We start from the raw sequence: 13,211 nt of genomic DNA, 5'->3' as shown, positions 1-13,211 counted from the left end.
AATATTATCCTAATGCCAAATATGATAATGTCCGTATTTACATTACCGCAATCTCAATATTTATATAGCACTATATCGTTTTATATATAGAGTCAGAAAATGAAAAAACTCCAGATTAAGCCGCAAGAAATAAAAATAATATCGGTAATTGCGGCCAGTGAAAACATCAGCCATGCCGCGACCATCCTCGGCATGGCGCAAGCCAATGTGAGTAAGTATCTCGCTGATGTTGAATCAAAAATTGGCTTGAAAATTTTTGAGCGCAGCTCGCGAAAACTCTCACTGACGCGTTTTGGCGAGTCATTGCTTCCCTACGTGAACGATTTACTGGAAAAAGAACACCAGCTAAATAATTTCATTGATGACTATAAGCACGAAAAAAATGGTCGGGTTACAATCTATTCTCCGACGATGATTAATGCTTATTTAGCGCGCAATGTCGTCAACACTATTAACGACATTGGTAATATCACGCTCTATCTGAAAACATTTAATCTTGAGCGTAAATCCTTTTACGAAGGCTCAGATTTTCCCGATGATTGCGACATCCTGATTTCCTGCGTCCAACCTAAAAATGAATCGCTGGTAGCCAGTTTCATTACCAAATATGCCGTCAGCGCTTACGCCAGTACGCAATATCTGGCGCAGCACCCCATTGACTCGCCGGAGGATCTGGAACGTCACTCGTGTATTCTGCAGGATTCGATGATGATCGATGACGCCAACATCTGGCGCTTTAGCCTTGCGGGCAGCGACGAGATTCGCGATTTCCGCGTCACCGGTAACTATATCTGCGACAACACCCAATCGGCACTTGAGCTGGCACGTAATGGCCTTGGTATCGTCTTTGCACCTAAAAACAGCGTACAGGCCGACATTCAAGCCGGCATACTCGCCCCCTGTTTTGCCGAACAGTACGAGTGGTGGCTCGATCTGGTGGCTATCTACCGCAAACGTGAATACCAGCCGTGGCGCGTTCAGTTCATCCTTGATGAAGTTCTGGAGGAAATTCGCCGCCAGGTAGCACCGCCCCGCTAACGGAATCGTATTCGCGATCCATAGGGCTTGCTCATTTTTTACAAATGATTATTATTCTCATCATTATTAAAAGCTCCCGTTGCGGCTTTGCCTGACTCGGGAATGGCTTATTCAATGATGGAGTTTAGAATGGCATCGTTATTCCGCCCGCGTAACACGGTACTTTCCGCCGCGTTCATTACCGCCTTTACCCTGACCGCCCTGCCTGCCGCTGCCGAAAATGCACAGCCTGCCGAAAGCGCCGCTGCGCTGAAGACGGCATCCTCCGTCGCCCAGCGTGAGCTTGGCGATGGCCTGTATGAAATGGCCTATCTGTCAGCAGAAAATGCGCTGTACGTTGCCAGCGCACAGAGCTTCAAAGAGGTGAACGGCGGCGTAATTTATCGCCTCGATCCGGCCAGTCTCGCGACCAAAGGCACTACCCATACCGACCTGAAAAACTTCGGGATGGCCGTCGATGAGGATGGCAAAACGTTCTACACCACCAACTCGCTGGACGGCGCGGTATCGAAGGTCGACGCGAAAAGCGGCAAAGTGCTGCAACGTTTAGTGTTGGATAACAAAAAAAGTAAGGACGGTGATCCAGCCGGCGCACGCGAAGTGCTGTTCCACAATGGTCTGTTATTTATCGGCCGCGTGGCGGACCCCGGCTATATCTCCATCGTTGACGCTAAAACGATGACCCTGAAGGGACGCATTGATAACGCAGGAAAATGGGTAACGGGAATCATCTACTCACCGCTCACCAAACGCATCTACGCTACCAACGGCGCTGGCGAAGTGCTGGTTATCAATCCGCAGAGCTACAAGATTGAGCAGCGTTGGACGCCGGGTGATGGCAAAGAATACCTGCTGCTGAACATGGCGGAAGATCCTAAAACCGGTCGTCTGTTTGTCACCGACGATTCAAAAGCAAAAACCACGCTGGTATTCGATCAGCACACCGGCAAGGTCATTAAACGCATCGATGGCGACGCATTAGCCATTAAGTTCGACGCCAGTCGTAATGAGATTTTCATTAGCCAGCGCGAGTCGAAGAAAGTGCTGCGTCTGGATGCCACCAGCTATGCCGTGAAGCAGAGCTGGGACTTCACCAGCCATCCTAACAGCCTGCTGCTGTCTGATGATGGTAAAACGCTGTTCGTCACGCTTAAGACCGAATTTAACAAGGATTATTCGACCAAAGGGCTGGATAGCATCGCGCGTATTCAGCTGGATTAATTCGCATTAGGTCATTGCCTGATGTCGGAAAAATACCCCTGTGGTAAAGTTCCGGCACCGGGCTCTGGAAATGGACGCAGGTGCGATAGCGTAGCCATTTTCCAGGGATGATTCTTTGATGACGAAAATAATACCTCCGCAATATCCTACGAATATTCACACTCTCACGCCCTGTTTTTATTAGCTTGCTAAGCTCATAAAATATATTAATAAAATTACCCATGATTGATTATCAAAATAACCAACAATGGGCAGGCAGCCTCTACCTTATTATTTACAGGCAGTAATTGCGCCGCCTCTATATAAACCATGGTATTTTGTAGCCGTGGAGATTTACGCCTCCGGTAGATGCAATGCCAAACGCGCCATATCACGCCAATACCCTTGCATCAGATATTTTCAACCCCCCTTTGCAATAAGTAACCGATGATGAACAGTGCTATTTCCCTGGAAGAAAAATCTATCCTGATCTTCAATCATAAAAACAAAATGGATAAATACTGGAACACGTACTCGATGGAGTTGATAACGCAGATTACCGCTACCGAGCGTCTGTACAACCATCAGATCCAGCCGAGTGAAAAAGGCCGCTTGAGCGTCAACCTGTTTGGTACGGTGAATATCAATATCATCCGTTCACGGACCTTTGGCGAAGTGCGCATCGATTTTCAGGTTGAGTCAGAAGAATTTGGCGGCCTGGAACTTCAGTCTTCCAGTATTGATGCGCAGGGCAATCTCGACTACACGATTCCCGTTCACGATAAAGCCGGAGTTTTTGCCCACTATCTGCAACGCCTCCAGGTGGTTTACGACACGATTCTGGCGCTGTCACAGGATAAGGCCTAAACATGATTGTCAGGCCGGAGCAAACCTGGTTTAGAAAGCTGTTCTCATGGCGCGGGTCGATCATGAGAAAAATATCACCGCAGCTATGTTTCTTTATCATGCTTAACATCGTGTATCTATTTACGCTGCCGCTATTACATCTCCACGGTATTATTGCCAAAGAGAGTTCATTTTATTTCATCGGTATCTCTATTTCGATCTCGGTATTTCTGGGTTTTCGCAACAATACGGCGTGGTTACGCTATTGGGAAGCCCGCAAGCTGTGGGGCGACCTATTAATCGTCAATCGTTCGCTAATGCGTGAAATCATAAATACGACCCAGACCAGCCCGCAGGAGAAAAAGGTGGTGCTGGATTTAATGGTGACCTACTGCGAGACGCTCAAATCTAAACTGCGCCACGGGCCGGTGCCAGTTTGCAGGGCGCTGGATTATCAGCACCTGACAACGCCCTGTAACGCTCTGCTGCAAAACATCGGTCAGTGGCTGTATCAGCATCGTCCAAATGAATTTGTTTATCGTAACTTCAATACTTATCTGAACCAGATAAGCGCGATTCAGGGTGGCTGCGAACGCATCAGCAATACGCCAATCCCCTACGCCTATTCGCTATTGTTGCACCGCACCGTCGGTATTTTTTGCGCGGTCTATCCACTGCTGCTGATCCACGATTTTGGGTTTCTGACGCTGCTGTTTTCGATCTTCACCACCTATGCCTTGCTGGCGTTGGATGCTATCGCCACCGAGCTGGAAGACCCCTTCGGTACGGAAGATAACGATCTGCCGTTAAGCGCCATCTGCAATGCCATCGAGATTGATCTGCGGGAGATGCTAAAAGAGAGCATTGTGCCGATGAAAATGAAGCCAGACGCGCAGTATCGCCTGCTTTAATACCTATTGCGCTACGTGAAACGCGTTGAGGTACGGGGGTGTACTCAGCAAATTTTACGTAGCGCATCCCGCTTATCGAATGACGTCATAGACCGACTTTTGGATAGATAGCCACTTCTTGCTTTGCGCATCCCCGGTAGCTTTGCTGCGCTTTTGCGCACTTTCCACCGCCAGACGCTGGCGAGCGACAACCGCTGGCATCGTGCAAAAAGTCTGTAGATAGGATTTACGCACCGCGTCAAGCCGCGTGCCGCGCGACAGTTCATGGGTCAGCGTATTAATAAAACGTCGGCAGGGCTTGGCCTCATCCATCTGGCTACGGTAGCGCAGCAGCAGATTCAGCACCGACTCATGCTGGGATGACATCGCCAGGTCGGTCCACGCCAGCTGCCAGTTCATCCCACCACGTAAAAAAAGCTCGGCCACCTCGATATCATTGCGATCGATAGCAGAACGCAGCGCGCTGCTATCCCAGAGAATTCCACGCCTGGCGAGAATTTCGCGCGCAGAGGGAATCGGTCCCACCGCCTCATCAATGATATGCGTCGCATAATGCTGTTCGACCGGCTGCAAGGTTTCGGCTGGAGAGGTCAGAATGCTAATCCCGCCGAGCGCTATTCCCAGCACCAGAACGCCCACCGCGCCCCACAAAATAGCGGTAATCAGCCGCTCATGCGCATCCGAGTGCTCACGCGTTTCATGATGCACGCGCTCAATGCTGTCGGCAATGGGCAGCGCATCCGCTCCCCACGCCTGCGCATACTCGGCGGCCCGGTGCCAGTAATGCTGAACTTCACTGCCGTCGGCCGCCATCAGACTCGCGGGGTTAACCCGCGTACGCCCCTGCTCATACGCTCGCTGAACCGGTGCGGTAATTTGCTGCGTGTAATGGTCTAGCAGCAGGCATTCAATTTCAGTCAGAGGGTGATGAGCCAACAGCTTATTGCGCATCCGGCGAATATCATCAAGGAAGGCATGTAGCGTCACACGTTGCTCAACCAGAAACGTCAGCGATGTTCCGTGGTTAAACAGTGACGAGTAATGGCGAGAAAAGGTCTTCTTATCTACCACCAGCAGCGCCAGTTCACTGAAAGACATACCGTCAAGGATCTCACCAGACGGGCTACGTGAGTGCCAACGGGTCACTTCCTGCGCGCCAAATTGTGATTTGAGATGATGGTGAAGATGCGGCGTATCCGGCCATACCTGCTCAACCAGCCCACATAGCATGAGCTGGATGGTCCGAATCTGCCGCTCCGCTTGTTCCTGAAGCTGATCGGCATCACTAGCATAGCCGGTAGTAAACTTCAGCAGAGGCTGCTGTCGTTTTATCTGCTCCAGCGTCACCACGAAGCGCTCTGCGGCTATCAGCTGATTCTCCGTCGCCAACACCCCATGTTCGTAAGAGGCAATTCCCTGCTGCAGATGGCGCAGCTGGAGCATGAATTCACTTAATTGACTGTCGTTAATCTTCAGGCGCTGCGCGACCACTCCCCATCCGCCCAAATTCAGACGAGCCTGATCGAGCTGTTCGAGAAACCAGCGTGGATCTTTGCCTTCCGTGACGCGCATTTTAAGTAAGGTGAGGATCTCAATTGACGCCTGACGGATGACGTTCAGGCAATGTTCAAATTGCAGGCCAATCTGATGCGATGGGGTCGGCATCTTCAATTTCCTTAATCAACAACAAGGCAATTTAGCCTTAGGATTAACATGTTGTTATTTTGTTATTTTTGTCGTTACACCATAGAGCAAATCAGGCAAATTAACAGTCCTGACTCCTCCTTCAGAAGGTGAATTTATGATCGCGCTCACCACGGAACGTTTAAGCTGTACGCTCATTACACCAGCCGACTGGCCTTTTTTTCTTATGCTGCAGCAACACCCGCAGGTGATGCGCTACGTTGCGGATAACCGAAGTGAAGACGAAATACGCGAGACGTTTGACTCACGCCTGCGTCCATGGTCACCCGGCGCATCGCACTGGCTTTGCCTGGTCGTACGCGATGCGCAAAATGTCGCGGTAGGCGTCACCGGATATATTCACCGGGAAGCTGATTGCGCCGAGGTGGGATTCTTATTTGCCCCCGAATCCCAGGGTAAGGGCTATGGCACTGAATCTCTGCGCGCTGTCTGTGATTATGCCTTTAACGAAGGCGGCATCCGCCGTCTGACCGCGACGGTCACGGTAGGCAATACGGCATCCCGAAAAACGCTTGAAAAGGTCGGTTTCAGGCTGGAAGGCGAGCTACGTGAAAGCTACCCGCTTGCCGGGAAGTGGTATAACGACTGGCTTTTTGGATTACTTAGCCATGAGTATGATAAGTCACCGACATCCGGCCAATAGGCACGCGCAGGGCTTTCTTTTACACTCTTCCTCCCGTTTATTGAGGATAAAAGATGCCGCTTGCTCCCACTATGCCCAGCCCGCAGGGACTGGATTTTATTAAACGTTATCAGGGGCTTTCACTGGAAAAGTACTGCGATGAAGACGGACTGTGGCTGATTGGTTATGGTCATTTGATCCGCGACTACGAGACTTTTGATGCACCGATAACGCATTGGCTGGCGGATACATTATTCATGCTGGATGTTGACTATTACCTGCGCGTTTTACATCAGTGCGTACGTTCGCCGTTAACACAGAGTCAATTTGACGCCGTATTATCGCTGGCTTTTAGCCTGGGACCGGAAGCAGTGCAGAAATCGCCTATTGTGGATTGTATTAATCAGCGGAAGTTTCAGCGCGCGCTGGCTTTATGGCAAGGTGAAGGTGAGCGGCAAAGCAGCCTGGCCATACAGCGCCAGGCTGAGTCGGCCTTATTCCAGACAGATATACGCTGACGTGTCCCGATTATTGAGCGCCATGGCAGCCTGAGTGCGGTTCTTTACATCCAGACGGCGATATAAAGATTCCAGGTGTGCCTTGACGGTACCAGCGCTAATATTTAACGCCCGGCTAATCTCTTTATTCGATTCACCGTTAGCCAGCAGCACCAATATTTCTCGCTGACGCTGACTCAGATTATCCAGACCGCGTTTTTCCTGTTCGTACTCCATCCGCCAGTCACCCGGTAGACACATCAAGCCACGCAACACGCTTTTGATAGTCTGTACAAAGACTTCAATACTGGCATCACGAGAGATAACCGCCTGTACGTTAAACGCCATCATATCGTGCAGCCACGCGCGATTGTACTCGTTGACTACCACGATGCTCTTCGAGTCCGGAAACTGTTGAAACTTTTCCTGTAATAGCCACTGGCAAAAGCCATGATCCATTTCACCATCAAGGATCAGTAGTGCATCCGGATGGCGCAAAAGCTGCCGCCACAGGTCATCGGCCTGACCAACTGCAGAAATATCAATTCCCGGAATATGTTCCTGTAAGCTGATTTTCATTCCATGAATAAATATTGACTGCCTGTCAAACATGACTACCTGCATAACGGATTCCCCATTGAAAAATAAACTGTTCTCTAATGACCGGAAGAGTAGCCCTCGCGGTTTAAAATAAGAACTCGCCGTTTGGCCTGGGGCATTCTACGTAGATACTGGATAATCCAAACATCATAATTATGAATACTTACAACCCTGCGGCTACAATTACGCATTCACATGGCTCATTACAATTAAATTGAGGAAAGGATTAAAAAAGAAGGGCATTTAATAATATTAATTAACTGAATATAAGGCATTACAGCCATCATGGGAAATGAATAAACGGAATAAACCCGAAATCGGACTTATTCCGGCACAATGTGTTCATTGAGTCCTTGCTGGGCGAGATGAAGCGGGTTACAGGAACATCCCGCCCGACACTTCAATACGCTGTGCGGTCATCCAGCGCAAATTATCACTCAGCAATGCGGTAATGGCATCACCGATATCATCCGGTAAGCCAGTGCGGCCCAGCGCGGTTTGCGAAGCCACGTAGCGGTTCAGCTCTTCGTTATCACGCAGACGCCCGCCACCAAAGTCGGTTTCAATTGCCCCAGGGGCAATACTGTTGACCGAAATCCCGCGCGCACCAAGCTCTTTGGCCTGATAGCGCGTCAGTACTTCCATCGCCCCTTTCATCGACGCATAGGCGGCATAACCCGGCAGAGCAAAACGCGCTAATCCGGTCGAGACATTGAGGATGCGGCCACCGTCAGCCATCAGCGGCAACAGTTGCTGGGTGAGGAAGAACGGCCCCTTAAAATGGATGTTCATCAGCTCATCAAACAGGGCTTCCGAGGTTTCGGCAAAGGATGCGTAGAGGCCAACCCCGGCATTGTTCACTAAATAGTCAAATGACTCGCGACCCCACACCTGATGGAGCTGGGTTTTCACCTGCTGGGCGAACTCACCAAAGCTCGCCACATCGCTAACGTTCAACTGCAATGCCACGGCTTTCGCCCCTGCCTGCTCAATTTCAGCGACAACCTGCAATGCCGCATCGCGCTGGCTGTTGTAGGTAAAAATAATATCCGTTCCAGCAGCAGCCAGCTTCAACACTGCATTTTTGCCTAAACCACGGCTGCCGCCGGTCACTAATGCAATACGTTGGGTCATAGAAACCTCATTTCAGATGGTGTGTACGTTGAGAACAAGCTTATTAGGTGATAAAAGAACAATAAATACCGCCAGTTGCGCTTCACTGTCTCATCTACAACAACAATAGGTCGTTTCGATGGATAAAATTCACGCAATGCAACTGTTCATCCGCGTCGCCGAGCTGGAGAGTTTTACCCGTGCGGCTGACACGCTGGGCCTTCCTAAAGGTAGCGTATCGCGGCAAATCCAGGCGCTGGAGAACCACCTCGGCTGTCGCCTGCTGCACCGTACGACGCGCCGGGTTTTGTTGACGCAAGATGGAATGGTGTATTACGAACGAGCCAAAGACCTATTGAGCAATCTGGATGAACTGGACAGCATGTTCCAGAGTGACCCCAGCAGCGTCAGCGGACGACTGCGGGTGGATATGCCGGTCGCCGTCGCCCGCCACGTGGTGATCCCACGGTTGCCGGGATTTTTGCAGCACTACCCGGGGATCGAACTGGAACTCAGCAGCAGCGACCGTCTGGTGGATGTCATTCGCGAGGGGTTTGACTGCGTAGTGCGCGTCGGTACGCTGAAAGATTCGGGCCTTATTGCCAGGCCTCTCGGTAAACTGTCCATTATCAACTGCGCCAGCCCTGCCTATCTATCGCGCTTCGGCTACCCTGAGTCGCTGGACGACCTTAGCACCCATGCGCTGGTACACTACGCCACCACTATCGGCGTACGCCCGCCAGGCTTTGAAGTAGCCAGAGAGAATGGCACCCAGTGGGTGAAGGCCGGGGGGATTTTGACGGTGAACAGCACCGAAACCTATCACGCCGCCTGTCTGGCGGGGCTTGGTATTATTCAGGCTCCACGCGTCGGCGTCCGGGAAGCGCTGCACAGCGGCAAACTGGTGGAGATCCTGCCACAGTATCGGGCAGAGCCGATGCCGGTGTCCTTAATTTATCCCCATCGCCGCAATCTCTCGCGCCGGGTTCACCTGTTCATGGAGTGGTTAACCGAGGTGTTGCAGGATTACGTTGATTGAATTCAGCATCGCAGCCAGGCCTGGCTTGCTGAAATGTAGCCCGGATGAGACGCGCCAGCGCCGACTCCGGGGAACGATCTATACTTAAGTAAAAGCTATAAAAAGGAAAATATCCCTGATGACGTCGGAAAATGACGAGAAACGTCCGCTGCAGGAATCAGAACTCAGCTCTATCTCCAGAACGCAGCAAAAAGCCAGCAAAGCGCTGGACACCGTCACCAGCACGGCGCAGAAGATCCAACGCCTCCCGGTTATCGCCCACCTGATCCGCGCCGCCGAGCGCTTCAATGACCGGATGGGGAACCAGTTTGGCGCTGCAATCACCTATTTTTCGTTCCTATCGATGATCCCCATCATGATGGTGTCGTTCGCTGCCGCCGGGTTTGTGCTTGCCTCACACCCGACGCTATTGCAGGACATCTTTAATAAGATCCTCGTCAACGTCAGCGACCCAACGCTTGCCGCCACGCTCAAAAGTACTATCAACACCGCCGTACAGCAGCGTACTACCGTCGGTCTGGTTGGTCTGGGGATTGCGCTCTACTCCGGGATTAACTGGATGGGTAACCTGCGCGAGGCCATTCGCGCGCAGTCGCGTGACGTCTGGGAGCGCACGCCGCAGGATCAGGAAGCACTGTGGGTGAAATACCTGCGTGATTTCGTGTCGCTGATTGGCCTGCTCATTGCGCTTATCATCACTCTGTCGATTACCTCGGTGGCCGGCTCCGCGCAGCAGCTGATCATCTCCGCGCTGTACCTCGATAGCATCGAATGGCTCAAACCCGCCTGGCGGCTGATTGGCCTGGCGATCTCTATCTTTGCTAACTACTTGCTGTTCTTCTGGATTTTCTGGCGTCTGCCGCGCCACCGCCCACGCAAGAAGGCGCTGATTCGCGGTACGTTTATCGCAGCAATCGGCTTTGAGGTGATTAAAATCATCATGACCTGGACGCTGCCGACGCTGGTGAAATCCCCGTCCGGTGCGGCATTTGGCTCGGTCCTTGGGCTGATGGCATTCTTCTACTTCTTTGCCCGCCTGACCCTGTTCTGCGCGGCGTGGATTGCTACCGCCGAGTACAAAGACGACCCTAGAATGCCGGGTAAAACCCACCGTTAAGCGTGGTGCTGGGCCGGGAGATAATGAAAAATTTCGGCCCAACTCATCGTTTCAGCATATAAATCCAGCCCGTAACTTTTATTTAACCAGAAACCAGCTTTATCATCTAATTGACAAAAAATGTGAAGCATTTCATGTTTAATAATCTACTGGTATAAAAATTATCCACTTTTTCACCCTTTTTGCCTGTTTTTACATTCCCGTTACACATTGAAATGTCTCTTTTGCTATGTCTAATATGGCCTTTCGTTCGCTATAAATATTAGAAAAGACTATGACAAGCACAACACTCGATAACGAACAGGCTTCCGCTCCGGTTAACTCACGTAATAAAGTCGTCGTGGCCTCACTCATCGGCACCGCCATTGAGTTCTTCGACTTCTATATTTACGCCACCGCCGCGGTCATCGTGTTCCCGCATATTTTCTTCCCACAGGGCGATCCAACGGCGGCAACGCTGCAATCGCTGGCAACATTTGCTATTGCCTTCGTCGCACGCCCTATCGGTTCTGCGCTCTTCGGCCACTTTGGTGACCGCGTTGGGCGTAAGGTCACCCTGGTAGCTTCGCTGCTGACCATGGGGATCTCAACCGTACTGATTGGTCTGCTGCCAACCTACGACTCGATTGGTATCGTGGCACCGATGCTGCTGGCGCTGGCGCGTTTTGGTCAGGGCCTGGGCTTAGGTGGTGAATGGGGTGGTGCGGCGCTGCTGGCCACCGAGAACGCCCCACCGCGCAAACGCGCGCTGTACGGTTCTTTCCCGCAGCTGGGCGCGCCGATTGGCTTCTTCTTCGCTAACGGCACATTCCTGCTGCTCTCATGGCTGCTAACCGACCAGCAGTTCATGAGCTGGGGCTGGCGTATTCCATTTATCTTCTCTGCCGTCCTGGTGCTGATTGGCCTGTACGTACGCGTCTCTCTGCATGAGACGCCGGTATTTGCCAAAATTGCCGCCGCGAAGAAACAGGTTAAAGTGCCAATGGGCACGCTGCTCAGCAAACATGTCCGCGTGACGGTGCTTGGCACCTTTATCATGCTGGCGACCTATACACTGTTCTATATCATGACCGTCTACTCGATGACCTACAGCACCGCCGCCGCCCCGAATGGTCTGGGCTTGCCGCGTAACGAAGTGCTGTGGATGCTGATGCTGGCGGTTATCGGGTTCGGCGTGATGGTGCCTATCGCAGGCCTGCTGGCCGACCGTTTCGGCCGTCGCCCGAGCATGATCGTTATCACCAGTCTGATTATCGTTTTCGCGCTGTTCTTCTTCCAGCCGCTGCTGGGTTCAGGGGACACGTCGCTGATTATGCTGTATCTGTTGGTAGGTTTAAGCCTGATGGGGCTGACGTTTGGTCCAATGGGGGCGCTGCTGCCGGAGCTATTCCCAACGGAAGTCCGCTATACCGGGGCATCGTTCTCTTACAACGTGGCATCGATTCTGGGTGCATCCGTCGCGCCTTATATCGCGGCCTGGCTGCAGAGCAACTACGGTTTGTTCTACGTGGGCGTTTACCTGGCGGCCATGGCGGCGCTGACTTTGGTTGCGTTGCTGCTGACGCACGAAACGCGTCACGAGTCGCTGTAAATTGTTATTGCTGGCCTACGATAGCGTAGGCCAGCGCTACGCCAGGTGAATCATCAAATTATCTAAGGTCGACATCGGTACCGGTCGGGAAAGAAAATACCCCTGCGCCGCATGAGCCGGTGACTGCTGTACCTCACGCCACTCTTCCAGCGTTTCTACGCCTTCAACAATTACCCCTTCACAATAGCGATTCATCAACTGCAACAGCAGGATAAACAGCTTGCGGCCTTCCGGGGTTTTACGCAGCATGATGAACAGATCGCGGGCCACTTTGATGTAGTCATAACGCACTTCATTGAGCGCCGAGAAGTTGGCCATACCGGTACCAAAATCATCCAGCCACAGCGGGCCGAATTCACACAACGAAGCCACCGTCGAATCCTGTGGCAGCGCCATATGCTCAACCAGCTCAAAACGCAGCCACGGCAGCGTTTCAATCATCGTTTTCAGGATCCGGTCCTGCCGCATTTCCAGCAGCGTCGGCGCATCCACGTTGACCGAGGCCAGCACCTTATTCTGCACAAAGAAATGTTTCTTTTTTGCCAGCATTGCCACCTGTTCTTTGATGACATGAATTCGCTGACCAATAGAGACTGCGGCGAAGTAACGATCCGGGGCGATACGCTTTTGGGGGTCAGAGGGATGGGTCACTACCGTTAACACCTCTATCGCCATCAGGCGACCCTGGGTGGTGTAGATAGGCTGATATGTATAGACGCGCTCACACTCTTGCCAATAACGCAGCTGCTGTAGGCTATCCAGCTCCGTATCTGGAACTCTCGCCCGCTGGCTCACCTGCTTTAACGTCATTTAAGCTTCCTGTGAATAGAGGGTCAGAGGGTCTGGTCATAAGGTTATCGGCGGGGTATTTGATAACTTTATGTCCAGACCGAGCCATTTTATTTTTCTGCAAAGATGACAAATATGCCGTAA

13 protein-coding genes are annotated in these 13,211 nt (G+C 51.8%); 9 read left to right on the top strand and 4 right to left on the bottom strand.

Translation table 11 applies throughout. The features are described from left to right. The first annotated feature begins 99 nt into the window (after positions 1–99). The 4 genes from ABOC97_RS07570 (at position 100) to ABOC97_RS07555 (ending at position 3,995) form a co-directional block, all read left to right on the top strand. Complete coding sequence (locus ABOC97_RS07570) at positions 100–1,038, top strand: LysR family transcriptional regulator (RefSeq protein WP_349595889.1); 939 nt, start codon at positions 100–102, stop codon at positions 1,036–1,038. 129 nt (positions 1,039–1,167) lie between these two features. Beyond that, complete coding sequence (locus ABOC97_RS07565; protein ID WP_349595886.1) at positions 1,168–2,259, top strand: YncE family protein; 1,092 nt, start codon at positions 1,168–1,170, stop codon at positions 2,257–2,259. 426 nt (positions 2,260–2,685) lie between these two features. After that, a complete protein-coding gene (locus tag ABOC97_RS07560; RefSeq protein ID WP_349595883.1) occupies positions 2,686–3,105 on the top strand; it encodes a hypothetical protein in 420 nt (139 codons plus the stop codon). 2 nt (positions 3,106–3,107) lie between these two features. Then, positions 3,108–3,995, top strand: a complete 888-nt coding sequence (locus ABOC97_RS07555) for a bestrophin family protein (RefSeq protein ID WP_349595880.1) — start codon at positions 3,108–3,110, stop codon at positions 3,993–3,995. Positions 3,996–4,067: 72 nt separating this feature from the next. Here the strand turns inward: ABOC97_RS07555 and ABOC97_RS07550 are convergent, their stop codons facing one another. Then, on the bottom strand, positions 4,068–5,660 hold the full coding sequence (locus ABOC97_RS07550; RefSeq protein WP_349595877.1) for an STY4199 family HEPN domain-containing protein: 1,593 nt from the start codon (positions 5,658–5,660) through the stop codon (positions 4,068–4,070). Between the two features lie 136 nt (positions 5,661–5,796). Here ABOC97_RS07550 and ABOC97_RS07545 point away from each other — a divergent pair, with 136 nt between their 5' ends. Together ABOC97_RS07545 and ABOC97_RS07540 are read left to right on the top strand one after the other, a co-directional pair. Continuing rightward, entirely contained in the window at positions 5,797–6,342 is a 546-nt protein-coding gene (locus ABOC97_RS07545) for a GNAT family N-acetyltransferase (protein WP_349595874.1), read from the top strand. A gap of 53 nt (positions 6,343–6,395) precedes the next feature. Continuing rightward, positions 6,396–6,839, top strand: a complete 444-nt coding sequence (locus ABOC97_RS07540) for a lysozyme (protein WP_349595871.1) — start codon at positions 6,396–6,398, stop codon at positions 6,837–6,839. Here the strand turns inward: ABOC97_RS07540 and ABOC97_RS07535 are convergent. Further along, positions 6,816–7,442 carry a helix-turn-helix transcriptional regulator gene (locus ABOC97_RS07535; protein WP_349595868.1) on the bottom strand — a complete coding sequence of 209 codons (627 nt, stop codon included), beginning with the start codon at positions 7,440–7,442 and terminating at the stop codon, positions 6,816–6,818. The two genes, ABOC97_RS07540 and ABOC97_RS07535, sit on opposite strands and share 24 nt — an antisense overlap. Before the next feature lie 351 nt (positions 7,443–7,793). Then, the gene (locus ABOC97_RS07530; RefSeq protein ID WP_234501862.1) at positions 7,794–8,552 is read right to left on the bottom strand and encodes an SDR family NAD(P)-dependent oxidoreductase; all 759 of its coding nucleotides are present in this window, start codon (positions 8,550–8,552) and stop codon (positions 7,794–7,796) included. A 118-nt stretch (positions 8,553–8,670) separates the two neighbouring features. Here ABOC97_RS07530 and ABOC97_RS07525 point away from each other — a divergent pair, with 118 nt between their 5' ends. The 3 genes from ABOC97_RS07525 to ABOC97_RS07515 all read left to right on the top strand — a co-directional run bounded on the left by ABOC97_RS07525 (position 8,671) and on the right by ABOC97_RS07515 (position 12,278). Next, the gene (locus ABOC97_RS07525) at positions 8,671–9,570 is read left to right on the top strand and encodes a LysR family transcriptional regulator (RefSeq protein ID WP_349595865.1); all 900 of its coding nucleotides are present in this window, start codon (positions 8,671–8,673) and stop codon (positions 9,568–9,570) included. 118 nt (positions 9,571–9,688) lie between these two features. Continuing rightward, on the top strand, positions 9,689–10,687 hold the full coding sequence (gene yhjD, locus ABOC97_RS07520) for an inner membrane protein YhjD (protein WP_349595862.1): 999 nt from the start codon (positions 9,689–9,691) through the stop codon (positions 10,685–10,687). 274 nt (positions 10,688–10,961) lie between these two features. Next, the gene (locus ABOC97_RS07515; RefSeq protein WP_349595859.1) at positions 10,962–12,278 is read left to right on the top strand and encodes an MFS transporter; all 1,317 of its coding nucleotides are present in this window, start codon (positions 10,962–10,964) and stop codon (positions 12,276–12,278) included. Between the two features lie 36 nt (positions 12,279–12,314). On the opposite strand, the gene pdeH is transcribed toward ABOC97_RS07515, so the two are convergent. Then, entirely contained in the window at positions 12,315–13,088 is a 774-nt protein-coding gene (gene pdeH, locus ABOC97_RS07510; RefSeq protein WP_349595856.1) for a cyclic-guanylate-specific phosphodiesterase, read from the bottom strand. Between the last annotated feature and the right edge of the window lie 123 nt (positions 13,089–13,211).

This window comes from Kluyvera huaxiensis, from assembly GCF_040149365.1.
GTDB lineage: Bacteria > Pseudomonadota > Gammaproteobacteria > Enterobacterales > Enterobacteriaceae > Kluyvera > Kluyvera intermedia_A.
The sequence above is the reverse complement of the archived record's forward strand: the minus strand, read 5'-3'. Positions and strand labels throughout refer to the sequence as shown.